A 25,121-nucleotide genomic window follows, 5' to 3' on the forward strand; every position below is an offset into this window, starting at 1 on the left:
GAGCGTGTTGTGGGTCGCGGTGTGCTCGTCGAGCAGGCGTTTGATCGAACTCTCCAGATCGCCGCCCGCCCGGGATAGGTCCTGCTTCGCGTCGGCCAGTTCTTCCTGGTCGAGTTCCAGTTGCGCCTGCGCGATGTCGAGCTGCTGCTGCGCGTCACCGGGGTTCCTGCCTTCGAGCGCACGTTGCAGCCGTTCCACCTGGCCTTGATCGTCGGCGATGCGGGCCTGAGCCTCCTTGATGTGCCGGTGCAGTTCCCGGACCTCATCGCTGGGAGGAGCCGGATGCGCTACCGCCTCGTGCAGCGCCGTCTGGAAGGCGAGATCCACCGCGGAGTCACCCGTCCGCAGAGCGCGGCGGACGAAAGCACGTTCCTCCCGCTCGGCCGGTATCTGCGCCAGGCGGCGCGCCGTCTCCAGCGGCTTCTGATCCACCAGATCGCGGGCGCGGACCTGCTTCGAGCGCCGGCTGCGCCTGGGCGCCTCCGTATCGCGGGTCAGCAGCAGGCCGGCGATGGCGCCGCCCAGCAGGACCAGCAGCACTGCCAGCGTAAGCCTCTGCTTGGCTTTCATGACTGGTTCTTAGCCTATCTGCGAGCCCGGCCGCTGACAACCGGGCAGGGCCCCCACCCCGGAGCCTGCCCTAAGGCGAAGGACGCCCGCCCCTGGCGCGACCGGGTTGCCCTTACCCGGCCGCCGGGGGGTCCCGGAGGCAGGTCTTGGGGCTTCCGGCTGTGTTTTCGGCCCCGAGACCCGGCGGCATCCCCGGCCAACGGGCCGGCCCTGGACCCTGCCCGGGAGGCCGCTGCCGCCCCCGCCGCCGGGCTGGAACAGGGGCGTGCGATTTCGGTCACTCATATGTGTGACGGAAATCACTGCAAGCCTGACCGCTCTCCGGCCAGAATCCGCCTCCACCAAAGTTGTGAGTCGGCGGAGCCGCATCGGTTTCCCTGTCCTCGTGCGATCCATGGCCGGGCGACCCGCCGCTGTAGGGCCCCGTATCAGGTAGGCGAACTTGTGCTAACCCCGGTCTCCGGGAGCCGGCCCTGACGAGCGCACGCGCCCTTGTACGAACGCTCGTTCGAGCTGTCGCCCGGCGGCCATGCTTGAGGCGCTTCATCCCGAGTGATCGGCCTAGCTGTCAACCCGAACCGTTCCACCCCTGGACAGAAAGGTAACCAGATACGCCTTGCCCTGTCCCGCGGGTCGAGGAGGCAATAATGGCAACAAACGGTAACCCCAAACTGCCGTCGTGGCCGGCGGTACCCATTCTCAAGCCCGAGGAGGTCTACGCCGGGCTCAGTGACCAGGCCAAGGACTACCCTCTGTTCCTGGAATCCATTGTCCGCCAGGAGCACAACTTCGAAAAGCCCGAGGCCCTGGCCGACATCCGCGTGCTCGACTGCAGCACCCGCATGATGATCGGCCACTGGTGCTCCTCACAACTCGCTGAACTCGGCGCCGAAGTCATCCAGGTCGAACCCCCGGGCGGCGATCCCTTGCGCCAGCTCACTCCCTTCGGCCGCCGGGAATACATGTTCAAGGATAAGGAGACGGGCGAGGAAGTCGGCGCCCAGTTCCTGCACGAGATGCGCAACAAGCTCTCCGTGACCCTGAACCTGGAAGCGGAAGAAGGACGCGAGATCCTGAAGCAGTTGGTGGTGCATGCCGACGTGCTGATCGAGAACGCGCCCCCGGGACAGTTCGATGCCTGGGGCATCGGCTACCGGCAACTCAAGGAGATCAACCCCCGCCTGGTGTACTGCTGGGTGGGACAGCGCGGCCAGTGGGGCCCGCTGAAGGACAAGGAAGGCATGGTGGAGCCGACCGCACAGGCATCCTGCGGCTTCGTCCATGGCACCGGCGATCCCAAGGAGTTCGGCGGCACACCCATGCGTTCCGCCCTGTGGATGGCGGACCACGTCGGTGGCACCACCGCGGCCATGGGCATCCTGGCGGCCATTCATTACCGCAACACCGTGTCGGGCGAGGGCCAGTTCGTCGAGGCCACCTCAGCTGAAGCCATCATCCGCATCCTGGACTACAGTTGGGTGTGGCATTCGATGGACGGCAGCATCCGCCCTCGCTTCGGCAATTGGGACCTGGCGATCAACATCTACGCCGTCAATCCCTGCAAGGACGGCTACATGATGGTGGGCGGCGGCCACGATCGCCTGTGGTATCGCATCTGGCGGGTAGTGGGGGACGAGTACCCCAAGGTCGAGGACGACATCCTCGGCGATCCGCACCTGCGCGAAGTGGCCGATCGTCTGGCCTACAACCAGCAGGTCAAGACCTACACCATGCTGTGCGAGTGGCTGAAGGACAACTCCCGCTCCGAGGCGGAGCGCAAGCTGTCCAAGCAGCAGGTCGCCTCCGGTGGTGTGCTCTACGTCAACGAAGTGGCCGAGTACCCGCACTTCAAGTACCGCGGGCACGTGGCCGAATACGAGTCCCCGCACTACGGCAAGATCCTCTACGGCACCACTCCCTTCCTGCAGCACCGGACACCGGGGCGGCTGAAGTGGCTGGGGCGTCCGACCGGGTACGACAACCAGGATGTGTATCGTCGGTTGCTCGGCTTCACCCGCGAGGATTTCAAGCGCCTGGAAGCCGTCACCGCGACGGCCGGGGAAGATGAGGAGGAACTCTGATGGCAAAAGGAAATGGATCTGCCAATCGTGCGGCGAATACGGAAAGCTTCGAGGAGTTTTGCCGCAAGACGTTCAACCCCAAATCAGAGTTCTCCAAGCCGGAAGCGCTGAAGGGGATCCGCGTGCTCTCCTGCACGCAGTACATCCTGGGACCCTCCTGCGCTTCGTACTTCGCCGAGCTGGGCGCCGAGGTCATCAAGATCGAAGCCCCGCGGCGTGGCGAAGCCATGCGGCACACCACGCCTTTCAATGAGCCCTTCCTCTATCCGCTCTCCAAGTTCATCCCGGAGCGCGGCACCGGACTGGGCTTCGTGGGGGCGAACCCCAACGAGTACTTCATCTCGGTGGATTTCCACCGGCCTGAGGGCCAGGCGATCGTCAAGAAACTGGCCGCCAAGGCCGATGTCTTCGTCGAGAACTACCGTCCCGGCACCTTCGACCGCTGGGGCATCGGTTACCGCCAGCTCAGCCAGATCAACCCCCGGTTGATCTACTGCTGGCTGGGCGGGTTCGGGGGATGGGGTCCGGGGCGCGTGCGCGCCTCGTACGACATCCTTGGACAGGCCCAGGGCGGTAACTTCGGCATGACCGGCAAGCAGGAGATGTTCGGTGGCGCGCCGGCCAAGCACACCATCTGGCTGGCCGATTACTGGGGCGGCATGATGGGCGCTACCCAGGTTCTGGCGGCGCTCCACTACCGCGAGAAGACCGGCCAGGGCACGTTCACGGAGTACTCGCAGGTGCACGGCGTCACCCGGCAGTTGGAGTATGCGCTCCCGCTGTACGGGCGGCACGGCATCACCCGCGAGCGCTGGGGCAACTGGGACACCCAGTTGTGCGTGCACGGGATCATCAAGTGCGGCAAATCCTCGTACCCCAAGTCGGAGAACCCGCAAGAGTCCGAGGAAGGCTTCATCCTGGTCAGCGCTTACACTGACGGGGATTTCGCCAAGCTGTGCAAGACGATCAACGACGGCAACTTGGCGACCAAGTACGCCAAGAAGGCCGAGCGTGTGAAGGCCAAGAGCCAGGTCGAGATCTACCCGGTGCTGGAGAAGTGGGCGGCGGACAAGACCAAGGAAGAGGTCGCGGCCATTCTGGACAAGGCCGGGATCAACAACCAGCCGGTCTTTAACGCCAAGGAAGTCGCCAACCATCCGCACTGGGTCGAGCGCGGCGCGGTCCGCTGGCTCGACGATCCGATCTATGGTGACATCATGCACCAGGGCCCGGCGTACAAGCTGTCGGCCACTCCACCCCGCCTGAAGTGGGCGTTGAAACCGGTGGGCGCCGATAACGATTACGTCCTCGGCAAGCTCTGCGGCATCGGCCCGGACGAACTGAAACGTCTCGAAGACGCGGAAACCATCTAGAGGGAGACACATATGCTGCTGATCTGTCCAAGCTGCAAAACCAAGAACTTTCTCGATCCGTATCCCTTCTGGAATTTCAAAGGGACCACGAAATGCGCCGATTGCGGCAAGATCTGGCGCATCGAGACCTCCAATGGCGCCTGCGTCAAGGGCCCGGATGCAGCCACGGGTAATGCCGATCTGCTGCCGGGCTTCGCCGAGAAGCAGGACTACAGTGGGATCTCGGGCCCGGGACTGACCCGTCCCGCGCCCCAGGCTCGTCCCGACTCCGTCTGCCGACCGATCCCCATGAAGAAGAATGTCCGGGGCAATGTAATCGCCGGATATCCGCTCAAGAAGGAGGATCTGGTCGGGAGCGTAGCCAAATTCATGATTGCCGGAGCGAAATAAGGAGGCGATATGGCAAACGATAACCTGTGTGTCCATTGCAAGGGATTTCGCCCGGCGCTGGACCCCAACATCCAGAAGGCGTATCTGGGCAAGTGCACCAAGCGGGAGTGGCCGTTCACGCTCAACATCACCCACGAGGGCTGGACCAAGTGTGAGTTCTTCGAGGAGAGCGGGAGCGTCTACGTGCCGCCGAGCCCGGCCACAGCGGCCGCGGCCACGACGACCGCCGCTGCCGGACCCAAGCGCGTCGAGTTCTATTACTCGACGGCGCAGAAGTCCGGGGAGACCTTCCCCTGCGACAACAACAAGGCCCTAACCCTGGTGAAGGCGCTGCAGAGCGCCGGCATGGACGCCAAGGCCATCGACGTGGCCAACGTCAAGGACCGCTTCCCGATCTATCACAAATCGGTGAGCGGCCCCGACGCCAGTGTGCGCCCAGTGTTCGGCTTCAAAGGCGCGCTTTGCGAGGACTTCGGCACCACCGTCCCAGCCCTCCTCGTCTTTGAGGGCGACCGGTACCCGGTGATGGCCTTCCCGCGCAACGATGCCAAACGCGGTCTGATCCGCGTGGAGCAGGCGCTGGAGGACCTGGTGGCCGAAACCGAGAAGTCACATACCGTAGGCGCTGGAAGGTAGCGAGGCTTTTCATATGGCTGATCATCTACCCCCTCGCGATCTGTGGCCGAAACGCGTCTACACGCTGCCGGAGTTCGCGGCTTATCCCGAGCGCTTCAACCCCACCGAAGAGCTCTTAGGGAAAGCCGTGGCCTCCGGCCGCGGTGACCGCACGGCCATCCTGTTCGAAGACCAGAAGTTCACCTACGCCCAGCTGCTGGCGCAGGCGAACAAGTTCGGCAACGCCCTCCGCAGCGTGGGAGTGGAGGCGGGTGACCGGGTCATCCTGCGCACCCCCAACATCCCCCCGGCGCTGGTGGCGAACTTCGGCATCCTAAGGCTGGGCGGCGTGTGCACGCCCACTTCACCGCTGTTCTCGCGCGCCGAGATCGCCCACGTGGCCAACGATGCCGAGGCGGTGGCCATGGTGGTCAGCTTCGCCCTGCTGGGCGAGGTGGAGGCCGCAAAAGAGAACTTCCAGACGGTGAAGAACATCATCGTGGTGGGCGGTGATGCCGCCGAGGTCAAGGCCAAGGGCTTCATCCCCTACGGAGAATTCCTCCAATCGGGATCCCCGGAACTCGACCCCGTCCCCCGGCATCGTGAAGACGTCGGCATCCTGCTCTACACCTCGGGCACCACCGGACGCCCGAAAGGCACCGTCCACCTGGTGGAAGAGCTGCTCATCATCCCTGACGCCTTCGGCAAGTACGGCTGGAAGGTGAAGGAGAACGACGTGGTCGGCGGCTCGGCGCCGCTGGCCTTCGGCGCCGGCTACTCGAGCTACGCCACCATCCCCTTCCGTTTCGGGGCGGCGGCTTCTCTGATCGCGAAATTCGATCCGGAGAAGATGTTCGAGACCATCCAGAAGCACAAGGTCACCATCCTCACCCTGGCTCCCACCGCCTACCGCAAGATGCTGCAGGTGCCCGACGCTCAGAAGAAGTACGACCTGAGCAGCCTGCGCCTGTGCACCGGCGGGGGCGAGAGCCTGACCGCGCCCACTTATCACGCCTGGAAAGAGAAGTTCGGCACGGACATCTTCGAAGGTCTGGGCACGACCGAGATGATGTACGTGTTCGCCTCCAACGTGGTGAGCGAGAAGGCCAAGGCCGGCTCGTTCGGGCAAGCGGTCCCCGGCTACCAGCTCAAGGTGGTGGACGAAGAGGGCAAGGAGGTGGCGGCCGGCACCATCGGCCGCTTCGTGGCCTGCGGCCCCACCGGCACCATCTACTGGCGCGACGTGGACAAACAAAAACACGTCCTGACGCCAGACAAGTGGAACCGGGCGGGCGATTTCGTCACCCAGGATGCGGACGGCTACTTCTGGTTCGTCTCCCGGGAGGACGACATCATCAAGAGCTCCGGCTACCGCATCGGTCCCGAGGAGATCGAGGTCACCATCGCCGAACACCCGGCGGTGCTGGACGTCGGCATCATCGGGGTACCCGACGAGGTGCGGGGCCAGATCGCCAAGGCCTTCGTGGTGTTGAAGCCGGGCAACACGACCAAGCCCGAGGAGTTGATCGAGTTCTGCCGCGGCAAGATCGCGACCTACAAGCTCCCGCGCGAGGTCGTGATCGTCAACGAGTTACCGCGGACCCCGACCGGCAAACTGCTGCGCCGGGTCCTGCGGCAGAAGGATGCGGAACTGGCCCCTGCGGCCAAGGCCTGATCCTTCACTCGGCGCCGAACCTGGCGCCGCCAAGCGCTAGCCCGCCCGCTGGCTGCAGCGGGTCCGCCTCCGCCGACTTGTGCACCCATGCGGGCGGGCCGGCTTTTCATCAGTGTAGGGGATCCAGTGGAACTCGCGCACGAAGCGCTCTGCCGGCGGCTGGTGGACGAAGCCGAAGCCGGCATCCTGTTCGCCGCTCGCGATGGCCGCATCCGGCTCTGGAACCGCGGCTGCGAGCGCATCTTCGGATGGCCCGCCGCCGGGGTCCTCGGCCAATCCATGGACTTCTTCATCCCCGACAAGCACCGCGCCCGTCATTGGGAAGGCTGGGACGCGGTGATGAAGAGCGGCGTCACCAAGTACGGCCACGAGCCCCTGGCGGTGCCCGCACTGACCAAAGACGGACGCCGCATCTCCATCGAGTTCTTCATCGTCCTGTTACGCGACCCGGAGGGCCAGGTGTTCGGGGCCGGCGCTATCATCCAGGACGTGAGCGCGCGCTGGGAGCGCGACAAGCAACTGCGCCAGAAACTGGCCACCCTGGAATCCCAGCTCAAGGGTTCAGTTACGACGGGTTGACGAGGGAGGAAGCATGGACCTGCGACGTGTCACCGATCTGAAGGCGCCCGATGGCCACGGCATTCCGGCCCTGCTCACGGAGCCGAAGTCACCCCAGGGCGCGGCGGTGCTGATCCCGCCCTACGGGGCCACCAAGGAGCAGATGCTGGCGGTCGCTCTGGCCCTGGGCGAGCAGCAGATCGCCACCTTGAGCATCGATCTCTGCGGCCACGGCGAGAACCAGACCCCGATCGGGGCCGTGATGCGGGACGAAGTCGACGCCGCCGTCGCCTCCCTGCGGCGTTACGGGCGGGTGGGCGCCGTCGGCATCAGCATCGGCGGGCGTCTGGCGCTGATGTCCACCGCCGACCACATGGTGGCCATCTCGCCGTCGATCGTGCAGGAGGTCTCCCCGCAAGGGAAATGGATGTTCGAGAACTTCCCCAGCCCGGCGGTGCGCGAGCCCTACTCCGGTTATGTCATCGAACTGCTGGAGAAACTGCCGCTCACGCCCCACGACCGTCCCTGCCTGCTGATGTACGCGCAGCGCGACATCCCGGCCATCATGGAGGGCGCCGCCGGGCTGCGCGCCAGCCTGCCCGGCTCCGAGCTGTACTACGTGAAGAATGATCTCCGGCCCGATGTGCAGCACGACAATGGCCTGATACGATACCTGCCCCGCTGGTTCAACCACGGGGAGCTGAAGTTCAATTACGAGGTCATGGCAGTCACCGCGCGCTGGATGGTCTCTCACCATGCCGTCGCCCGGATCTGAGCAGTAGATAAGGAGAAGATTATGGGCAGCGACGCCAAGGCCACAGTCACCTCGCAGTGGGAATACTTCGACCGCATGGTCGTCTTCCGCGACAGCGAGCAGGGCATGGAGAGCGGCCTGGAGACCTGGATCAACGATGCCGGCAAAGAGGGCTGGGAGCTGGTGAGCTCGGCGCCGCTCATCGCCCCCAACAAAGACGGCCTCGCGTACGGGACCATCGGCATCCACCTCATCTTCAAGCGCCAGCGCAACGAGTCGTGAAACGTGGCAGAGCTGCACGGAAGAGCGTTGATCGAGAGCCGCTTCGGGCCGCTGGGCAAGGGCGCCAAACACCTCCTCATCAACGAGGCGGAGTACGATCTGGCGGCTCTGATGTTCCGCATGGACCTGCAACTGGAGGACGTGCGGGTATTCGATGCAGTGCAGGTCGCTGAAGGACACTACGTGGTCCGCTACTATGACGGCCAGGACCAGCGGGTGGTGGCCCACGAGTTCGACGCCGAGTTCCGCTTCCTGGGCGAGACCCGGGGCCACATCGCGGAGTGGATCGGAGAGGACGCCTACTTCGACTCCATGCGCCCGGTACAGTTCCGCTGCCCGGCGGTGCCCGGCGACGATTTCTGAAGGACTACAATAGGGTTTGTGGCGGAACTTCGCGGACGCGCGCTGATCGAGAGCCGCTTCGGGCCTTTGACCCGGACGCACCACCAGAGCATCGTCATCCGCGGCCGCGACTGGGAGCTTTGGGACCTGCTGGCCCATATGGGCCTGAACTTCGACGACTGCAAACCGATCGACGTGCAGGCAAGCGGGGACCATTTCGTAGTGCGCTACTACGATGGCCAGGACCAGCGGGTCGCCGCCCACGAATTCGACGCCGATTTCAAGTTCATCGCCGAGACCCGCGCCCACATCGCCGAGTGGATCGGCGAGGACGCGTACTTCTCGCTCTACAGCGGACATTGAGCCATGGCATACAAGACCATCCTGCTTGAGACCGAAGGACCCATCGCCACCGTCACCCTGAACCGGCCCAGCCGGCGCAACGCGCTCTCCCTGCAACTCATGCAGGAGGCCCTCGATTGCCTCGACGGCATCGGCAAGAACAAGGAGGTGCGCACTGTCATCCTGGCCGCCGCCGGCAAGGTGTTCTCCTCCGGCCACGACCTGAGCGAGATGGTGGGCAAGGACATCAATGAGTACCGCCGCACCTTCGACGTTTGCACCCAGTTGATGACCACCATCCAGTCCATTCCGCAGCCGGTCATCGCCGAGGTGCAGGGCATGGCCACGGCTGCCGGATGCCAGCTGGTGGCGAGCTGCGACCTCGCCATCGCGGTCGAGGAGGCGAGCTTCGCTACGCCAGGGGTGCGCATCGGGTTGTTCTGCACCACACCCATGGTGGCGCTGAGCCGGGCGGTCGGGCGCAAGCGCGCCCTGCAGATGCTGATGACTGGCGAGCCCATCAGCGCCGCCACCGCTGCCGAGTGGGGGCTGATCAACAGCGTGGTGCCCGCGGCCAGGTTGCGGGAGGAGACCCGCAAGCTTGCCTGCCACATCGCCCAGGCCAGTCCGCTCACCGTCGCCCTGGGCAAGCAGGCGTACTACTCGCAGATCGATCTCGACCAGCCCAAGGCCTACGCCTACGCCAAGGAGGTCATGAGCATGAACTCCCTGGCCCAGGATGCGCAGGAGGGCATCTCTGCCTTCCTGCAGAAGCGCCCCGCGTGCTGGACGGGAAAATAGTTTTCGCAAGAGACGCCCGCCCGGACGTCTCCCAACCGGAGCATCCGTGAAGAAGAAGGGGAAGAAGCGTCACCGCCCGGGCCATCCGATCGAGACCAGCGCCACGCCAGCCGACGCCGAGGTCATGCTGTATCTCTATGACCTGCGGCGCGATGACGAGATGCGTAAGGCGCGGGACTGGGTCGCCGCCGACTTCTGGCCGGAGACCGCCGAGGACGTCCTGCGCATCATCCGCGCCTATCCTTCGCCGGAAAATACCTGGCTGCGGCAGGTGCTGTCCTACTGGGAGATGGCCGCGGCGTTTGTCTTGCGCGGCGCCCTGCACGAGAAACTCTTCTACGATTGCACCGGAGAGATGTACTGCGTCTTCTCCAAGTTCCAGCCCTTCCTCAAGGAGCTGCGCCCCAAGCTGCCGTATTTCCTGCTCACCGTGGAGGAAGTGATCATGCGGCTGCCGGAAGGACGCGAGCGCCTGGCCCGCATCCAGCGTCGCCTGGAGCGCCGCAAGCAGAAGCTTGAAGCCCGCAAACAGATCTACAGCGCCGCCAGCGCGGGGTACGCGTAGAAGTTCCCAGCCCCTCCCACTCCCCAATCCCGCCAGGGCTGGGTGGGTACATCGTTTCACAAACTGCAAAGGTTTGCGGTCTGGCCACCCCAATAGATGGGGCAATGTCTTGCTAACAAACACATTCTAAATGGCTTAGATGCTACGAGGATTGGCTGGACAATTGCTCATACATCAGCAGAAGTTGTCAGGAGGCCCCGGCCCGAAGGGGCTGGGGTTCCAGGAGAGAGAACGTCCATGAGAAAGTTCGCACCGTGGGTCTTGTGCGCTCTGATGGTCGCGGGCCTGGGGATGGCTCGCGCCGACACCGTAAGCTTCGTGGGGGTGGTCGGTAGCTACGGCACCTCGACTACCACCATCGGCGGGATCGTAATCCACGCCTACTACTGGGACAGCACCACCAACACGTGGAAGGACGCCAACCTGTTCGGGCGCAACCAGACGAACGACCACGGGCTCGGCGTGTGCAATCCGGTGGAAGCCGGGTGCGGCACCGGGGACGGCGGCGGCGACGTCAACGAACTGGACAACGCCGGCCAGAAGGAGCTGATCAGTCTGGAGCTCCCGGCGGGCTACGAATGGGTGTCGGTGCAGCTTTCCTCGCTCGACAAGAACGATTCCTCGCTGGCCTCGCACTGGGAGCAGGGGCAGATCTGGGCCGACAGCGATGGCGTGCCCATGGGTACTACCAACATCGGAGACTCGATCATCTGCCAGTACACGCCCGGTACCTCGGTCGGCTGCGCGAATGTGGGCGGCACCCTGTTCGAGCCAATGGTGGGGATTGTGGATGCGGGCAGCCCCTACCTCTTCTTCCAGGCGAAGGATTGGAAGGTTGATGGTTACACAAACACCAACAACGACTACCTCATCATGAGCGCGGTCATCGTACAGACGCCGGAGCCGGGTTCCCTGATTCTGCTGGGAACGGGCCTGGTGGGATTGGGTACGATGCTGCGCAAGGGACTGCGCTAGACAGTTTTGCTCTTTGAGCCAAGCCCGCGCTGCTCGCGCGGGCTTTGTCATGTCTGCGAACGAGGTTGGCCGGACCATTCAGCGTCCCAGCCCTGGACCCGCGGCCACCAGCGCCGGACGTGGCGGCAATACTCTTCGTAGTCGGCTCCGAACTTGCGGCGCAGCGTCGGCTCTTCGTAAAGGACGACGAAAAGGTGGAGGCCGAGGAGAGCCAGCGCCACGCCAGCGATCACGTCGAGATTCGCCTTTCCGAAGATGATCCAGAGGCCGATCCATCCGGTGACGAACCCCACGTACATCGGATTGCGCACGTGGCGGTAGAAACCGACGACCACGAGGCGCTGGGGTGGAGCCACCGGGGCCGGCGTTCCGCGTCCGGTCCAGCCGAAGTCCCAGACGCAGCGGACAGCAACGGTGAACCCGAGCACGGAAGGAATCGCCGCCAGCCATCGCCAACGCGCTGCCCCGGCCGTCTCCACGGTGAAACCCAGCCATCGCGGCAGCAGCCAGAACCAAAGGGCGAAGAAACACGCGCCCACGGCAAGCGAGGCGATGGCCGTCAGCGATCGATCGATGTGTTCTGAGTCACTCATGCGTGCCACATATTATCGACTGATCCGTTCCGGTGGGCCGCAGGGGTTTACTTGGGGGTTATCACAGTTATGCGTGATGCAGGTCACGGTTGACTGTGCGTTATGACCCATCCCACCCCTTGGCTCCCGCCATTTCCCCCACATACGACTCAGGCCGTCCCCGGATTAATTTAATAAGTCTATTGTTTTCAATACAGTAGACGATATCAGCCGGTTGGCTTGACTTGGCGTATGGAGTGCATTACTGGGAAGCGGGTCGCCACCGGGGGGCAAGGGCTCAAACCCGGGGGCGGCACTAAGGCAGTTATGGGGGTGCCTGTGCTGGCAACTTGTATGGAACGACGCGAGACGACAATCGACGGCCTGTTCTTGGGCGAACTTCCATCCAGAGCAAGGAGTGAGTTCGAATCCATCAGTTGCACGATCAACTACCCGGATGGGGCCGCCATCTTCGCCGAGGGACAATCGCCGCGCGGAGTGTTCATCGTGCGCCGAGGGCAGGTCAAGCTGTCGATCTGCTCCAGCGAAGGCAAGACCCTGATCCTTCGTCTCGCCGAACCTGGCGAGGTGCTGGGGCTGGCGGGCACCCTTTCCTCCCGTCCCTATGAGATGACGGCCGAGGCCGTAGGCCCGTGCGAGGTCGAGTACGTGAAGCGCGACGGGTTCCTGCGGTTCATGCAATCGCACAACGAGGTCTGCCTGTGGGTGGCCGAGCAACTCAGCCACATGTACAACACGGCCTGCCACGAGATCCGCTCGCTGGGGCTGTCGCACTCCGCGGCCGAGAAGCTGGCCAAGCTGCTGCTCGACTGGTCGGGCCATAACGGCGATACGCGGCAGAACGCGCGCATCAAACTCTCGCTCACCCACGAGGAAGTGGCGCAGATGATCGGTACCTCGCGCGAAACCGTGACCCGGCTGTTCGCCGACTTCCGCAAGCGGCAGTTCATCCAGTTGAATGGCTCTACCCTCCTGATCCGCAATAAGGCGTCGCTGGAAGCGATGGCGCATTCCTGATCCCGTTAACCCCCCAGGTGCCCGGTGCGAATGGGCAGAGCAGAATCTGGGCTAAGATGAGAGCGGCCAAACCTGGCCGTTCTCATTCTTGTTCCCGGGTCCCAGTCGAAAGTTGGGCCGGAGGGGGCGATGGAACCACCGAACAAGGGCCTGCCATTCCTGACAGCGAATGACTGGGCCCTGCTCCGCGACAAGGCCCACGAGCGGCAGTTCAACAAAGACCAGCGCCTGATCCACGAAGGCCTGGCCGGCAACACCCTCTTCCTCATTGAGAGCGGAAAGGCGCGGGTGGAACGCCGGAATGGGGCGCAGACCATCCGCATCGCGACCTTGGGGGCGGGCGACATCTGCGGAGAGATGTCGTTCATCGAGAAAGGATCGGCCAGCGCCTCGGTGGTCGCGGACGAAGAGCTTAGGGCGCTCGCCCTGGATTCAACCACGTTGCAAGCGGTTTTCGAATCCTTCCCCCACGTCGGCTCGCGCTTCTTCCGGTCGGTGGCGCTCGTCCTCTCCCGGCGCCTGCGGGCCACATCGGCGGAACTGGCCAAGAGTCGGGCCGGCGGCCAGAGCCCGACATCCGCCAAGTAGAAGGCCCGCGCTCGGGCGCGGCGGGTTGCTATACTGCCAGCCCGGAACCGATGAGAACGCTTCCGACATTCGAGTTCCACGTCTCGCGCGCAGCGCGCGACCGCTACCAGTTCGAGGACACGCTGTTCTCGCTGGCCGGCAATGTCGTGTTCGCTAACCTCCCCGCCAGCCGCCGCTTCGCCGAGAAAATGAACCGACTGCGCGATGTGGAGAACCATCCGGAGCAGACCGTGCACCCGGGGGCGCTGAATGCGATGGGGCTGATCGACGAGGCGCTGCACCTGGTGACGGCGCTCTATCGGCAGCAGCGGGATCCGGCCGCCCTCGTGGAGGCGCTGGGCTGGTTCGAGGCACGCCTGGGACGCGACGCACTGGACCGGGCGCTGCTGGCCTTCGCCGACCACTTCCCGACCGTCGAGGTCTATCGCGGCCGGCACTCGGCGGCGCTGTGGCTGGCCGCCGGCACTTCCGGGGTCCCGCATCGCGCGGTCGCCCTGGAAGAGATGATGATGCTCTGGCTGGCGAACCTGAACCGCGGGTTCCGGCCCTTCGAAGAATTGTTCAACGACCGCGCTCTGGCCGCCGATACCTCGTACCCCAACATCACCGCCGCGCTACGCGACTACTTCGAGACCCGGCCGCGCTTCGGCCCCGACAACCAGAACCTGGTGGACATGCTGCGGGCGCCGGCCCTGGCTTCCCCCGATTCTCTCGCCGGGCAACTGGCCTACATGCGCGAGAAGTGGGGCCCGCTGCTGGGCGATTTCCTGGAGCGCCTGCTGACCGCGCTCGACGTCCTCAAGGAAGAGGAGATCGCAGTATGGCTGCGCTTCCATCCGCCGGGGGCGCACTTCGGGGCCGGGCTGATGACCGGGGACTCCAGCGCCGCCGCCATCCCCCATTTCCACGAGCACGAATACGAGCGCTTCAGCCAGGACGTGGAGTGGATGCCGCGCACGGTGATGCTGGCCAAGAGCGTCAACGTGTGGCTGCACCAGCTGAGCGTGCAATACCACCGGCTGATCGGGCGGCTCGACCAGGTACCCGACGAAGAGCTCGACCTCTTCGCCCGGCGCGGGTTCAACGCGCTCTGGCTGATCGGGGTGTGGGCGCGCAGCCGCGCCTCGCAGCGCATCAAGCAGCTGACGGGGAACCCGGACGCGGCGGCTTCCGCCTATTCCCTGCTGGACTACACCATTGCCGAGGAACTGGGAGGCGAAGGGGCGTACCTGAACTTGCGCGACCGCGCCTGGGCCCGCGGCATCCGCCTGGCCAGCGACATGGTGCCCAACCACATGGGGATCGATTCGCGCTGGATGATCCACCACCCTGACTGGTTCCTGACGCTGCCCTACAGCCCATTCCCGTCGTACAGCTTCAACGGACCCGATCTCTCGAGTGACGGCCGGGTCGAGATCAAGATCGAGGACCACTACTACAACCGCAGCGACGCCGCCGTGGTCTTCCGGCGCCTGGACCGCTGGACCGGCGACACGCGCTACATCTATCACGGCAACGACGGCACTAGCTTTCCCTGGAACGACACCGCGCAGCTCGACTACCTGAAGCCGGAAGTGCGCGAGGGCGTGATCCAGACCATCCTGCACGTGGCGCGGCTGTTCCCCATCATCCGCTTCGATGCGGCCATGACGCTGACCAAGCAGCACTACCAGCGCCTCTGGTTCCCGCGACCCGGCACCGGCGGCGCTATCCCCTCGCGCGCCGAGCACGGGCTGAGCAAGGCCGACTTCGACCGCGCCATGCCGAACGAGTTCTGGCGCGAGGTGGTGGACCGGGTGGCCGCCGAAGTCCCGGGAACGCTGCTGCTGGCCGAGGCTTTCTGGCTGCTCGAAGGATATTTCGTGCGCACGCTGGGCATGCATCGCGTCTATAACTCGGCGTTCATGAACATGCTGCGCGACGAGGAGAACGCCAATTACCGCACCGTCATCAAGAACACCCTGGAGTTCGATCCTGAGGTGCTGAAGCGCTACGTCAATTTCATGAGCAACCCAGACGAGCGCACCGCGGTAGACCAGTTCGGCAAGGGCGACAAGTATTTCGGGGTGTGCACCATGATGGCGACGCTGCCTGGGCTGCCGCTGTTCGGCCACGGGCAGATCGAGGGCTACACCGAGCGCTACGGCATGGAATACCGCCGGAGCTATCACGAGGAGATGCCGGACGCCTGGCTGATGGCGCGGCACGAGCGCGAGATTTCGCCGCTGCTCCACCGGCGGGCGCTGTTCGCCGACGTCCGCGAGTTCTTGCTCTACGATTTTTACACCGACCAGGGATACGTGAACGAGGACGTGTTCGCGTACTCCAACCGCCTGGGCGAAGAACGCGCGCTGGTCGTGTACCTGAACCGCTACGCCGAGACCGCTGGCTGGATGCGAACCTCTTGTGCCTATGCCGAGAAGGCGGCAGAGGGCAAACGTTTGCGGCAGCGGACGCTGGGCGAAGCCATGGGCTGGTCGCACGATGGCCGGGTGTACGTGGCCTGCCGCGACGCGGTCACCGGGCTGGAGTACCTGCATCGCTCCTCCGAGCTTGCGGGCAAAGGGATGCGTCTCGAGTTGCACGCCTACAAGTGCCACGTGTTCCTGGACTGGCGCGAGGTGCGCGACGACGGGCGGCGTCCCTGGAGCCAGCTCAGCGACATGCTGGGCGGGCGTGGCGTCCCCAGCCTGGACGATGCGCTGCACGCCCTGGAGCTCAAGCCCATCCATGATGGGCTGCGCGCCCTGCTCGATCCCGTGCTGGCAAAGAGTTTTGCGGAGAGCACTGCGCCGGCTCCGGCCGGACGTGACGGCACCGGCCAATCCATCGAGCAGGCGTTGACTCGCGCGCGAACGCTCTTCGACGAGGCCCAACGCTATGCGACGAACGCCGGAGCGGAAGCGTCCGATCCCGCGGTTGCAGGCGCCTGGGAAGGCGGGACCGACGCAGCGCTGGCCCGTCTCAAACATCATCTGGAGGCGGCGCTGGGATTGCCGGGACTGGAGCGCAAGTTCTCGCAAGCCTGGCCGCCGGACGCCTGTGCGGTACTGCCTACCTGCCGCGCGGCTGCCTCCGAGTGCATTCCGACCTGGGGGGCGGTGCTGGCTTGGTGCGCGCTGGAAGCGCTGGGGTGGATGAAGGATGGGGCCGACCCCCGGCACGCGGCCGGGCAACTGTTCGACAGCTTGCGACTGCGGGAGCCTTTGGCGGAAGGGTTCTCCGCTCTCGGGCAGACCGGGGAAGAACGCTGGCGTGCGGCGGCGCGGGTGCGGGCCGCGCTCGCCCACGCTGCCTGGGGACCGGGCGCCGAAACCGCGCCACAGAGGTCAGCCGCACCTTTCAGCTGGGTGCATGACCCGGATGTGGCGTGGCTGATCGGGGCGCACGAGTACGAGGGCCTCCGGTACTTCAACAAGGAGGCCTTCGAGCGGCTGCTGTGGTGGATGGCGCTGCCGGCGCTGCTCGAGATGGCCTCTGCTCCGGAAAAGGAAGCGTCGCGCCTCAAGGGCCTGGAGGCGGAGCTGCAGTCGCGTCTCCACGCGGCGGGAGAGGCCGGCTACCGGGTCGAGTCTCTCCTGGAACGCGGCTGAGCCGCTCCCACGACCCGGAGGGGCAAGCGGCATATCCGCTCCAACAGGTACCGGCCGGCTGCGACTCGCTCCGCCAGTTTGCTGTCTTCGTGAAGCCCCCGAGCCTCCAGAGTCAGGCAGGCCCTGTCACGGCGCAACCAGACCGAATGGACCGCTCCATTTTGATCGCCGTCGAGGGAGCGGGCCAAACGCAGGATCCCGGCCATCTGCCTCAGGATGGCCCGCTGCGCCGGCGGAAGTGCGGCGAAACGCTTGTGCCGTGTGGCGGGCAGGGCGCCGCGGGCGTAGCGGGCAGCCAGGGCCACCAGTTCGAGGTCGGCAGCGGTCCAGGACGAGGGCGGGACGAGACGTGAGATCAGCCGCCGCGACTCTTTGTGCGCAGCCTGCTTCGCGTGGCTGCGTCCGACTCCATGGAGCAGGGCGGCCGCTTCCAGCAATTCAGCGGGTAGGGACGAGTCCAAGGTCCCCGTCTTCACCAGCCCCGCGCGCAACTGCAACGCCAGGCGGGCCACCCGTTGGCTGTGCTTGAGATCAGGATCGAGAAACGCCGCCCAAGTCTTGAGCCGTTCGCGCTCGGCGCGGCGGAGGGCGGCGCCCAGCGGCAATCCGTGGCGCCATTCCTTCCACAGCGAGTCAGGCCCCACCATCAACTCGCGATAGCGGGCCAGCCGGCGATCACGCTCCGCTTCGATGCGTTGCTTCCACAGGTCGCGCGCGACGGATGTGGCAAAGACCTTCTGCTTGGAGGCGGTCGCCCAAAGTACGTCCAGATCATGCACCTCGCCCAGCAGGTCCTGGAGCTCTTTCAGGGCTTTGCCCCAACGCTGGTGACGCTGAGGAAGAAAGTTCTCGACCACGTAACGGAACCTCTTGAGCCCGATACGCAACTGGTGGAAGGCCACCTTGCTGCGGTTGCGCAGCGCCTCGCGGTGAAGGGCGTGGACATCGGCCAGGCGGTGCAAAGCGAGGCATTGGAAGACCAGGCCTTCGCTTGGCACCCGATAGAAACGTCCCGAGAGCCGCTCCTTCCAATACTCCCAGCGCTTGCGATCGAACCGGCCCAGGGCGGCGACAACCCCTGCGCGCAACTCCGACTCCCGGCGCGCGCAGTGGGCGAGCAGCGCAGCCGCGACGGCATCGTCCTTACCCCCGAGCTTCAGCACCCATTCGGAGAGGACTTGGACGTCGCGCAGCTCTCCGAGCTGGCGGAAGACCGAGCGCGCGGCCCGGTCCATCCGCCGCCATGCAGGATGGAAATCGATGGTGCGGAAGCTGCTGGCGATGGAGCGGCAACGGCGCAGCGCCACCCGCAGATCGTGGACCGGATCGGACTCCAGCGCCGGCAGCACGCGGTCCATCTCGGCCACAGCGCGCTCCATCCAGTACTTCAGATCGACCTGTTGGGACGCATGAGTGCCGTTCATCGCGAGGCCGTGTAGAGGATTGCAGGACGGGATGCGGAATGCAAGGACGCGCGGCTAGGGAATGTGGCGGCCGGGAGTCTCACGATCCAGCAGGCGCACCGCCTGGTCGAGCACCGAGCGCAGCTCATCCCGGTACTTGGACTTGCCCGTGGAAACGAGCTTCCTGCGGGCCTTGCGCGGTGCGAACCAGGTAGGCCGGCGATGCGTCTCCGGCGGTTCCACGGTGCGGACTACACGCAGCAGGTAAGCCCGGACCGTGACTTCGGTCGCCAGCGCCCGTTTGTGGTGGCGGTATCGCGCGAATGACCGGCGGGCGATGACTCCGATCGCGCCCGCCTCTTCCAGAGCTTCGCGCGCCGCAGCCTGGCTGGAAGTCAGCTCCCGCTCCAGGTGTCCCTTGGGGAAACTCCAGCGCCCTTTGTCGGTGCGCACCAGCAGGAACTCCAGGCGATAGCCTCTCCTCCGGTAACAGACCGCGGCCACCTGGTAGAAGGAGGGCGGTCTCGACGGGTCCCGCGATACCGCGCTCGCGCCCATGGCGACAGCATGCGACAGAGCCGGCGTCCACCGAAATTGATTCTTCGTATCCGTGTTGCACGATGTGGTTCGCGGCGCCGCTGCCCGGCGGGTGCGGGCGGAGCCGCGTCGCGAACCTCCCGCAGCACGTCCCGATCCGGGATTTTCTTGTTGACAGGGGCGCCAAAAGTAATCAATATTTATGCACTTTATTGCATAAATATTCATGTCGAAACTGACCCGCCATTCCGTCATCCGGGAGCTACTGGAGAGCCAGCCTATCGGCAGCCAGGACGAGCTGCGCCGGCTGCTGTACAAGCGCGGCCATCGCGTCACCCAGGCGACGCTTTCGCGCGACATCCATGAGCTCGGGCTGGTCAAGACCGGTGAGGGCTATTCCCTGGCGCAGAACGGCGATTCCGATCCCTGGCTGCCGTCGGTCGAGCGGCTGATCCGCGAGTTCGTGTATGACGTGCGTTCGGCGCAGAACCTGGTGGTAGTCAAGACCAGCGCCGGCAGCGCCCAGCCGGTGGCGGCGGCGCTCGATGCCGAGGAATGGCCCGAAGTCGTGGGCACGGTGGGCGGCGACGACACCATTCTCATCATCTCTCCCGATCAGAAGAACGCCGAGAAGGTCGTGGCGCGGGTGAAGGAGCTCATCGCCTGATGCCTTCCCCCTCTCTACAGCCGGCTGTGGTCGGCGCCACAGGCTATGCAGGCTTCGAATTGGCCCGCCTCCTGCTCCACCACCCACGGGTCCGCAAGCCCATCCTGCTGGGCCGTGACGGCGAATCCGCCGGCACCCTCGACCTGAGCGACGTGTACCCCCACCTGGCGGGCAATGGCGGGTATCCCATCGAGAGCTTTTCCTGGGACCGGATGAAGGACGTGGATGTGCTATTCCTCAGCACTCCCCATGAGGTCTCGCGCGAATGGGTGCCGGAACTGGTGGAGCGCGGAGTGCGCGTCATCGATCTGAGTGGCGCCTGGCGGCTCAAGTCCGCCGAGCACCGCGAGGTGTACGGGTTCAAGAACGGCGATGCGCGGGCGCACCGACTCGACGACACCGCGGTCTATGGCATTCCTGAGCTGCACGCGAGCGCCATCCCCACGGCGCAAGTGGTCGCCAATGCGGGCTGCTACGCCACCTCGGTGATCCTGGCGCTGGCGCCCTGGGTGCGCGCCGGACTGGTGGACGTGGAGCACGGCATCATCTGCGATTCCAAGTCCGGGGTCTCCGGCGCCGGCAAGCAGCCGACCGCCAAGACCCACTTCGTCGAGGTCGCGGATAACCTCTCGGCGTACTCGGTCTTCGGCCACCGCCACACCGGGGAGATGCTGGAGCAGCTCGGACTGGGCGTTGGACAACTGCAGTTCACCCCGCATCTGCTGCCCATCCCGCGCGGGATCCTTTCGACCATCTACGTCAAGCCGGCGCCCGGCGCTTCGGCCGACAGACTGGAAAAGTGCCTGCGCGAGTTCTACGCCGGGAAGCCCTGGGTGCGGGTCTTCGGGCAAGCACGCCTGCCCCAGATCAAGTTTTCTCTGAACACCAATTACTGCGACATCGGGTTCGCCATGTCGCCGGATGGAGAGCGGGTGGTGCTGGTCTCCTGCCTCGACAATCTTCTGAAGGGCGCCGCCGGCCAGGCCATCCAGAACATGAACGTGATGTACGGGTGGGACGAGCGGGAGGGACTGTAATGAGATTCGTCATCAAGCTCGGGGGCCGCGCGCTGGACAGCAAGGAACTGGTCCACAAGTTCGCCCGTACCATCGCCGATATCGCCCAGGGCGGGCACCAGGTCGCGGTGGTGCACGGAGGCGGCTCGGCCGTGACCCGCGCGCTCAAGGAACTGGGGCGGGAGTCGCAGTTCATCAACGGCCTGCGGGTCACCGATTCCGAGACCCGTGACGTCGCGCTCATGGTGCTGGCCGGGCAGTTGAACAAGTCGCTGGTGGCGGCCATCGGCGCCGCCGGGCGGACCGCCATCGGGCTGTGCGGCGGAGACCTGGGATTATTCCGCGCCGCGCGCATGCACGAACATCCGGAGCTGGGCTACGTCGGCGAGATCAGTTCGGTCGAGCCGCGCTGGCTGGAGATGTTGTGGCAGCACGACATCGTGCCCGTGATCTCCAGCATCGCGCTGGGCAACGACGGCGAGTACTACAACATCAACGCCGACCACATGGCGTCGGCATGCGCTGCCGCTTGCAACGCGCACGCGCTGGTCTTCCTTACCGACGTTGCGGGTGTGAAGGGCGCGGACGGCGCAGTGATCCGCTGGCTGCACGTCAACAGCATTCGCGACATGGTGCAGGATTCGGTGATCAGCGGCGGCATGCTGCCCAAACTCGAGGCCTGTACCAACGCGCTCAGGCGCGGCGTCCACCGCGTGCGCATCCTGCCGGCGGAGAGCGTGGAGGTGCTGCCCGGGTTCTTCACCCATCCCATCGAGTTCGGTACTGAGGTGATCCCGTGAGCGCAGCCCTCACGGCGGTCATGAAGCAGGAGGCAAACCTCCTGTTGCCGACTTACGAACGCTTCCCTGTCCTGTTCGAGCGGGGCGAGGGCGTGTACCTGTACGACTCCACAGGCAGGAAGTACCTGGATTTTCTGGGCGGGATCGGGGTGAACGCGCTGGGCTATTCGCATCCGGCCATCCAGAAGACGATCCGGGAGCAGTCGTCGAAGCTCATCCACATCTCGAACCTGTTCTTCCATCGCTACCAGGCGGAGCTGGCCACGCTGCTGACCGGGATCTCCGGCCTCGACCGCGCCTTCTTCTGCAACAGCGGCACGGAAGCGTGGGAAGGCGCGCTGAAGCTGGCCCGCGCCTATGCCCGCCACATCAGCCATAACAGTCACAGGCCGCGGACCGGGCTGCTGGTGATGGAGAACTCGTTCCACGGCCGGACCTTCGGTTCGCTGGCCACCACGGGGCAGAAGAAATACCGGGAGCCGTTCGCGCCGCTGGTGCCGGGCGTGACCTTCGTCCGCTTCAACGACGTGGCCGACCTGAAGAAGAAGTTCAACGACTCGATCTGCGCCCTCGGGCTGGAGACCGTGCAGGGCGAGGGTGGCGTGCGGCCGGTGTCGCGCGAATTCCTGGCCACCGCGCGCGAATTGACCAAGCGCTCGGGGGCCTTGCTGCTGCTGGACGAGATCCAGTGCGGCCTGGGGCGCACCGGCCGCTACTTCGCGTACCAGCATTACGGGGTGAAGCCCGACATCCTGACCATCGCCAAGCCTCTGGCAGCAGGCTTGCCGCTGGGCGCCATCCTGACGACCTCCCGAGTGTCCAAGGCTTTCCACCCCGGCATGCACGGCACCACCTTCGGCGGCGGGCCGCTGGCGTGCGCCGTGGCCTGCACTTTTGTACGCACGCTGAAGAAGCATGGATTCCTGGCGCACATCGCCCAGACCGGCGCCTACTTTCACAAGGCGTTACTCGGACTCAAGGGGCGCCACCCGCAGGTGGGCGAGGTACGCGGCATCGGGCTGATGCTGGCCGCCCAGCTCGATTCCACCGACCTGGCGAAAGCCGTGGTCAAGCAGATGCTGGAGCGCGGATTTGTGATCAATCGCACCAATGACAACGTGCTCCGCTTCTTGCCTCCGTACATCGTCGAGAAGAAGCACGTGGACCGGATGATCTCGGCCCTTGACCAAGTTCTCAGTGCCAATACCGCGTCGCCGGCAGCAACCCGGCCGGCGTCAAGGAGCAAACCGTGAACGCAACCACACTCGTGTCGCGGCCCGAACTGTTGGGCCCGCACCCGGTCAGCAGTTTTACCGGCCGCGACCTGATTTCCGTGCAGGATTTCTCGCCGGCGGAGGTTTCCTGGGCCCTTGGCCTGGCCGGGGCCATGAAGTCGGACCCGATGGATTTCCGCGGCACACTAGCCGGCAAGCAGCTCGTGCTGTTCTTCGAGAAGCCCTCGCTGCGCACCCGCCTGACCTTCGAGGCCGGCATGAGCGCGCTGGGCGGGACCACGTTCTTCGTGGACCAGACCCAGTCGCGGCTGGGCGCGCGCGAAAGCCTGCGCGACATCGCCAAGAACCTGGAACGCTGGGTCCACGGCGTAGTGCTGCGCACCTTTGCCCACGAGACCGTCGCCGGCATCGCTGAGCACGCCGGCATCCCGGTCATCAACGCCTTGAGCGACCACGAGCATCCCTGCCAGGCGCTGGCCGACTTCCTCACCCTGCAGGAACGCTTCGGCGACCTGACCCAGGTGCGGCTGGCCTATGTGGGCGACGGCAACAACGTCGCACATTCACTGATCCTGGCCGCCGCCAGCACCGGCGCGACCATCGCCGTGGCCACGCCGGAAGGCTATGAGCCGAAGGCCGATGTGGTCGCGAGCGCGCGGCAGATCGCGAAGAAGACCGGCGCGAAGATCGAGGTCCTCACCGACCCGGTGGAGGCAGTGAGCGGCGCCGACGCCGTGTATACCGACGTATGGGCCAGCATGGGACAGGAGAGCGAGGCCGCCAAGCGCAAGGCCATCTTCGCCCCCTACCAGGTCAACCAGCGCCTCTTTGCCCGTGCCGCCAAGCACGCCGTTTTCATGCACTGCCTGCCGGCGCATCGCGGCGACGAGGTTTCGGCGGCGGTCATCGACTCGCCACGCTCGGTCGTCTTCGACCAGGCGGAAAACCGCCTCCACATCCAAAAAGCCATCCTGGTTCTGTTGCTGGGCGGCGGCATCCACCGCTTCCAGCCGAGGAGCGGAAATGCGTGAGAAAGTCGTTCTTGCCTACTCCGGGGGACTCGACACCTCGATCATCATCCCGTGGCTCAAGGAGAACTATGACTGCGAGGTGATCGCGTTCGTGGCCGACGTCGGGCAGGGCGACGACATCGAAGCCGTCGTCGAGAAGGCGTACAAGACCGGCGCCTCCAAGGTGCTGGTCGAGGACCTGCGTGAGGAGTTCCTGACCGACTACGTCTTCCCCGCCATCCGCACCGGAGCGGTGTACGAGCATAAGTACCTGCTGGGGACGTCCTTGGCGCGGCCGATCATCGCTAGATACCAGGTGCTGGCGGCCAAGCAGGAGGGCGCGACCGCGCTGGCCCACGGCTGCACCGGCAAGGGCAACGACCAGGTGCGCTTCGAGCACGCCTTCCAGGCGCTGGCGCCCGAGCTGAAGATCATCGCGCCCTGGCGCGAGTGGACGCTCCGCTCCCGCGAGGACTGCCTCGACTATGCCGAGGCGCACGGCATCCCCGTCGCCGCCAGCCGGGAAAAGATTCACAGCCGCGACCGCAACCTGCTGCACGTCAGCCATGAAGGCGGGGAACTCGAAGACCCGAACAACGCGCCCCTGCCCACCACCTGGACGTGGACGAATTCGCCGCAGGAAGCGCCGGACGAGCCGGAGATCGTCGAGATCAAGTTCGAGCAGGGCGTGCCGCGAGTCGTCAACGGCATGAAGCTCGACCCGGTGTCGCTGGTCGAGCTGCTGAACGAGGTCGGAGCTCGCCATGCCATCGGGCGCGTGGACCTGGTGGAGAACCGCTTCGTGGGCATCAAGTCGCGCGGCTGCTACGAGACCCCGGGCGGCACCCTGCTGCTCACCGCGCACCGCGAGCTGGAAGCGCTCTGCCTGGACCGCGAGCTGATGCACTACAAGCAGCACGTCGCCCTGAAATACGCCGAGCTGGTGTACTTCGGGCTTTGGTTCACGCCCCTGCGCGATGCGCTGGACGCATTCGTCGCCAGCACGCAACATGACGTCAGCGGCTCGGTGGCGCTCTCACTCTACAAGGGCAACATCGAGGTGGTGGGCCGCAAGTCGGAGAATTCGCTCTACCGCACCGACATCGCCAGCTTCACCATGGGTGACGGCTACGACCAGAAGGACGCGGCGGGCTTCATCCGCATCCTCGGGCTGCCCGCCCGTTCGCGCGCCATCCTGCGCACGGAGGCCCTGAAATGAAGATGTGGTCCGGGCGCTTCCGCGGAGGCCCCGACCCCGAATTCGACGCCTGGCAGCGGTCGTTCCCTTTCGACCGCCGCCTTTTGCCGCAGGAGATCGCCGCCAGCAAGGCGCATGCCG

The 25,121-nt window shown here is 65.3% G+C and carries 26 protein-coding genes; 22 read left to right on the plus strand and 4 right to left on the minus strand.

Features of this window, described 5'->3' with window-relative positions:
- The coding region (locus tag VMS96_11040) for a hypothetical protein (GenBank protein ID HVP43959.1) at positions 1-570 on the minus strand (570 nt) is incomplete at its 3' end.
- Between the two features lie 647 nt (positions 571-1,217).
- Between VMS96_11040 and VMS96_11045 the strand changes: the two genes are divergently transcribed.
- The 13 genes from VMS96_11045 (at position 1,218) to VMS96_11105 (ending at position 11,323) form a co-directional block, all read left to right on the plus strand.
- Entirely contained in the window at positions 1,218-2,651 is a 1,434-nt protein-coding gene (locus VMS96_11045; protein HVP43960.1) for a CoA transferase, read from the plus strand.
- A complete protein-coding gene (locus VMS96_11050; GenBank protein ID HVP43961.1) occupies positions 2,651-4,024 on the plus strand; it encodes a CoA transferase in 1,374 nt (457 codons plus the stop codon). The genes VMS96_11045 and VMS96_11050 overlap by 1 nt, the downstream gene beginning before the upstream one ends.
- A 12-nt stretch (positions 4,025-4,036) precedes the next feature.
- Positions 4,037-4,414, plus strand: a complete 378-nt coding sequence (locus tag VMS96_11055; protein HVP43962.1) for a hypothetical protein — start codon at positions 4,037-4,039, stop codon at positions 4,412-4,414.
- Positions 4,415-4,423: 9 nt separating this feature from the next.
- A complete protein-coding gene (locus VMS96_11060) occupies positions 4,424-5,050 on the plus strand; it encodes a hypothetical protein (protein HVP43963.1) in 627 nt (208 codons plus the stop codon).
- A gap of 13 nt (positions 5,051-5,063) precedes the next feature.
- The gene (locus VMS96_11065) at positions 5,064-6,704 is read left to right on the plus strand and encodes an acyl-CoA synthetase (GenBank protein HVP43964.1); all 1,641 of its coding nucleotides are present in this window, start codon (positions 5,064-5,066) and stop codon (positions 6,702-6,704) included.
- A gap of 126 nt (positions 6,705-6,830) precedes the next feature.
- Positions 6,831-7,283 carry a PAS domain S-box protein gene (locus tag VMS96_11070; protein ID HVP43965.1) on the plus strand — a complete coding sequence of 151 codons (453 nt, stop codon included), beginning with the start codon at positions 6,831-6,833 and terminating at the stop codon, positions 7,281-7,283.
- A 13-nt stretch (positions 7,284-7,296) separates the two neighbouring features.
- Positions 7,297-8,037 carry an alpha/beta hydrolase gene (locus VMS96_11075; GenBank protein HVP43966.1) on the plus strand — a complete coding sequence of 247 codons (741 nt, stop codon included), beginning with the start codon at positions 7,297-7,299 and terminating at the stop codon, positions 8,035-8,037.
- Positions 8,038-8,058: 21 nt separating this feature from the next.
- Positions 8,059-8,298: a DUF4177 domain-containing protein gene (locus VMS96_11080; protein HVP43967.1), complete on the plus strand. Its 240-nt coding sequence runs from the start codon at positions 8,059-8,061 to the stop codon at positions 8,296-8,298.
- 3 nt (positions 8,299-8,301) lie between these two features.
- Entirely contained in the window at positions 8,302-8,661 is a 360-nt protein-coding gene (locus VMS96_11085) for a hypothetical protein (protein ID HVP43968.1), read from the plus strand.
- A gap of 18 nt (positions 8,662-8,679) precedes the next feature.
- Positions 8,680-9,003 carry a hypothetical protein gene (locus VMS96_11090; protein HVP43969.1) on the plus strand — a complete coding sequence of 108 codons (324 nt, stop codon included), beginning with the start codon at positions 8,680-8,682 and terminating at the stop codon, positions 9,001-9,003.
- Positions 9,004-9,006: 3 nt separating this feature from the next.
- Positions 9,007-9,783, plus strand: a complete 777-nt coding sequence (locus VMS96_11095; protein HVP43970.1) for an enoyl-CoA hydratase — start codon at positions 9,007-9,009, stop codon at positions 9,781-9,783.
- A 46-nt stretch (positions 9,784-9,829) separates the two neighbouring features.
- Positions 9,830-10,348, plus strand: coding sequence for a hypothetical protein (locus tag VMS96_11100; GenBank protein ID HVP43971.1), 519 nt, complete (start codon positions 9,830-9,832; stop codon positions 10,346-10,348).
- A 237-nt stretch (positions 10,349-10,585) separates the two neighbouring features.
- Entirely contained in the window at positions 10,586-11,323 is a 738-nt protein-coding gene (locus VMS96_11105; protein ID HVP43972.1) for a PEP-CTERM sorting domain-containing protein, read from the plus strand.
- Between the two features lie 47 nt (positions 11,324-11,370).
- Here the strand turns inward: VMS96_11105 and VMS96_11110 are convergent, their stop codons facing one another.
- The gene (locus VMS96_11110; protein HVP43973.1) at positions 11,371-11,916 is read right to left on the minus strand and encodes an isoprenylcysteine carboxylmethyltransferase family protein; all 546 of its coding nucleotides are present in this window, start codon (positions 11,914-11,916) and stop codon (positions 11,371-11,373) included.
- 333 nt (positions 11,917-12,249) lie between these two features.
- Between VMS96_11110 and VMS96_11115 the strand changes: the two genes are divergently transcribed.
- The 3 genes from VMS96_11115 to VMS96_11125 all read left to right on the plus strand — a co-directional run bounded on the left by VMS96_11115 (position 12,250) and on the right by VMS96_11125 (position 17,114).
- The gene (locus VMS96_11115) at positions 12,250-12,933 is read left to right on the plus strand and encodes a Crp/Fnr family transcriptional regulator (protein HVP43974.1); all 684 of its coding nucleotides are present in this window, start codon (positions 12,250-12,252) and stop codon (positions 12,931-12,933) included.
- A 129-nt stretch (positions 12,934-13,062) separates the two neighbouring features.
- Entirely contained in the window at positions 13,063-13,521 is a 459-nt protein-coding gene (locus VMS96_11120; GenBank protein ID HVP43975.1) for a cyclic nucleotide-binding domain-containing protein, read from the plus strand.
- Positions 13,522-13,571: 50 nt separating this feature from the next.
- Positions 13,572-17,114: an alpha-amylase family glycosyl hydrolase gene (locus VMS96_11125; GenBank protein HVP43976.1), complete on the plus strand. Its 3,543-nt coding sequence runs from the start codon at positions 13,572-13,574 to the stop codon at positions 17,112-17,114.
- Here the strand turns inward: VMS96_11125 and VMS96_11130 are convergent.
- Together VMS96_11130 and VMS96_11135 are read right to left on the minus strand one after the other, a co-directional pair.
- Positions 17,081-18,538, minus strand: a complete 1,458-nt coding sequence (locus VMS96_11130; protein HVP43977.1) for a CHAD domain-containing protein — start codon at positions 18,536-18,538, stop codon at positions 17,081-17,083. The genes VMS96_11125 and VMS96_11130 overlap by 34 nt on opposite strands.
- A gap of 54 nt (positions 18,539-18,592) precedes the next feature.
- On the minus strand, positions 18,593-19,075 hold the full coding sequence (locus tag VMS96_11135) for an NUDIX domain-containing protein (GenBank protein HVP43978.1): 483 nt from the start codon (positions 19,073-19,075) through the stop codon (positions 18,593-18,595).
- Positions 19,076-19,280: 205 nt separating this feature from the next.
- On the opposite strand from VMS96_11135, the gene argR reads away from it, so the two are divergent.
- Genes argR through VMS96_11165 form a run of 6 tightly spaced genes read left to right on the plus strand, consistent with a single transcriptional unit; the run spans position 19,281 to position 25,001 of the window.
- Positions 19,281-19,721: an arginine repressor gene (gene argR, locus VMS96_11140; GenBank protein ID HVP43979.1), complete on the plus strand. Its 441-nt coding sequence runs from the start codon at positions 19,281-19,283 to the stop codon at positions 19,719-19,721.
- Positions 19,721-20,758, plus strand: a complete 1,038-nt coding sequence (gene argC, locus VMS96_11145) for an N-acetyl-gamma-glutamyl-phosphate reductase (protein HVP43980.1) — start codon at positions 19,721-19,723, stop codon at positions 20,756-20,758. Before argR ends, argC begins: the two co-directional genes overlap by 1 nt.
- A complete protein-coding gene (argB, locus tag VMS96_11150; protein ID HVP43981.1) occupies positions 20,758-21,537 on the plus strand; it encodes an acetylglutamate kinase in 780 nt (259 codons plus the stop codon). The genes argC and argB overlap by 1 nt, the downstream gene beginning before the upstream one ends.
- Positions 21,534-22,790, plus strand: a complete 1,257-nt coding sequence (locus VMS96_11155) for an aspartate aminotransferase family protein (GenBank protein HVP43982.1) — start codon at positions 21,534-21,536, stop codon at positions 22,788-22,790. The genes argB and VMS96_11155 overlap by 4 nt, the downstream gene beginning before the upstream one ends.
- Positions 22,787-23,803 carry an ornithine carbamoyltransferase gene (gene argF, locus VMS96_11160; protein HVP43983.1) on the plus strand — a complete coding sequence of 339 codons (1,017 nt, stop codon included), beginning with the start codon at positions 22,787-22,789 and terminating at the stop codon, positions 23,801-23,803. Before VMS96_11155 ends, argF begins: the two co-directional genes overlap by 4 nt.
- Positions 23,796-25,001 (plus strand): argininosuccinate synthase, encoded by a 1,206-nt coding sequence (locus VMS96_11165; protein HVP43984.1) that lies wholly within the window; start codon positions 23,796-23,798, stop codon positions 24,999-25,001. Before argF ends, VMS96_11165 begins: the two co-directional genes overlap by 8 nt.
- Positions 25,002-25,121: the final 120 nt, after the last annotated feature.

This window comes from Terriglobales bacterium (assembly GCA_035543055.1).
Classification (GTDB): Bacteria; Acidobacteriota; Terriglobia; order Terriglobales; family Acidobacteriaceae; genus JAIQFD01.

Excerpts from the sequence above, each read along its gene's own strand:
- VMS96_11080 (HVP43967.1), top strand. The coding sequence starts at position 8,059 with ATGGGCAGCGACGCCAAGGCCACAGTCACCTCGCAGTGGGAATACTTC.
- VMS96_11120 (HVP43975.1), top strand. The coding sequence starts at position 13,063 with ATGGAACCACCGAACAAGGGCCTGCCATTCCTGACAGCGAATGACTGG.
- VMS96_11055 (HVP43962.1), top strand. The coding sequence starts at position 4,037 with ATGCTGCTGATCTGTCCAAGCTGCAAAACCAAGAACTTTCTCGATCCG.
- VMS96_11050 (HVP43961.1), top strand. The coding sequence starts at position 2,651 with ATGGCAAAAGGAAATGGATCTGCCAATCGTGCGGCGAATACGGAAAGC.
- VMS96_11060 (HVP43963.1), top strand. The coding sequence starts at position 4,424 with ATGGCAAACGATAACCTGTGTGTCCATTGCAAGGGATTTCGCCCGGCG.
- VMS96_11165 (HVP43984.1), top strand. The coding sequence starts at position 23,796 with ATGCGTGAGAAAGTCGTTCTTGCCTACTCCGGGGGACTCGACACCTCG.
- VMS96_11110 (HVP43973.1), bottom strand. The coding sequence starts at position 11,916 with ATGAGTGACTCAGAACACATCGATCGATCGCTGACGGCCATCGCCTCG.
- VMS96_11045 (HVP43960.1), top strand. The coding sequence starts at position 1,218 with ATGGCAACAAACGGTAACCCCAAACTGCCGTCGTGGCCGGCGGTACCC.
- VMS96_11130 (HVP43977.1), bottom strand. The coding sequence starts at position 18,538 with ATGAACGGCACTCATGCGTCCCAACAGGTCGATCTGAAGTACTGGATG.
- VMS96_11135 (HVP43978.1), bottom strand. The coding sequence starts at position 19,075 with ATGGGCGCGAGCGCGGTATCGCGGGACCCGTCGAGACCGCCCTCCTTC.
- argC (HVP43980.1), top strand. The coding sequence starts at position 19,721 with ATGCCTTCCCCCTCTCTACAGCCGGCTGTGGTCGGCGCCACAGGCTAT.
- VMS96_11115 (HVP43974.1), top strand. The coding sequence starts at position 12,250 with ATGGAACGACGCGAGACGACAATCGACGGCCTGTTCTTGGGCGAACTT.
- VMS96_11095 (HVP43970.1), top strand. The coding sequence starts at position 9,007 with ATGGCATACAAGACCATCCTGCTTGAGACCGAAGGACCCATCGCCACC.
- VMS96_11065 (HVP43964.1), top strand. The coding sequence starts at position 5,064 with ATGGCTGATCATCTACCCCCTCGCGATCTGTGGCCGAAACGCGTCTAC.
- argB (HVP43981.1), top strand. The coding sequence starts at position 20,758 with ATGAGATTCGTCATCAAGCTCGGGGGCCGCGCGCTGGACAGCAAGGAA.
- argR (HVP43979.1), top strand. The coding sequence starts at position 19,281 with ATGTCGAAACTGACCCGCCATTCCGTCATCCGGGAGCTACTGGAGAGC.
- VMS96_11105 (HVP43972.1), top strand. The coding sequence starts at position 10,586 with ATGAGAAAGTTCGCACCGTGGGTCTTGTGCGCTCTGATGGTCGCGGGC.
- VMS96_11125 (HVP43976.1), top strand. The coding sequence starts at position 13,572 with ATGAGAACGCTTCCGACATTCGAGTTCCACGTCTCGCGCGCAGCGCGC.
- VMS96_11075 (HVP43966.1), top strand. The coding sequence starts at position 7,297 with ATGGACCTGCGACGTGTCACCGATCTGAAGGCGCCCGATGGCCACGGC.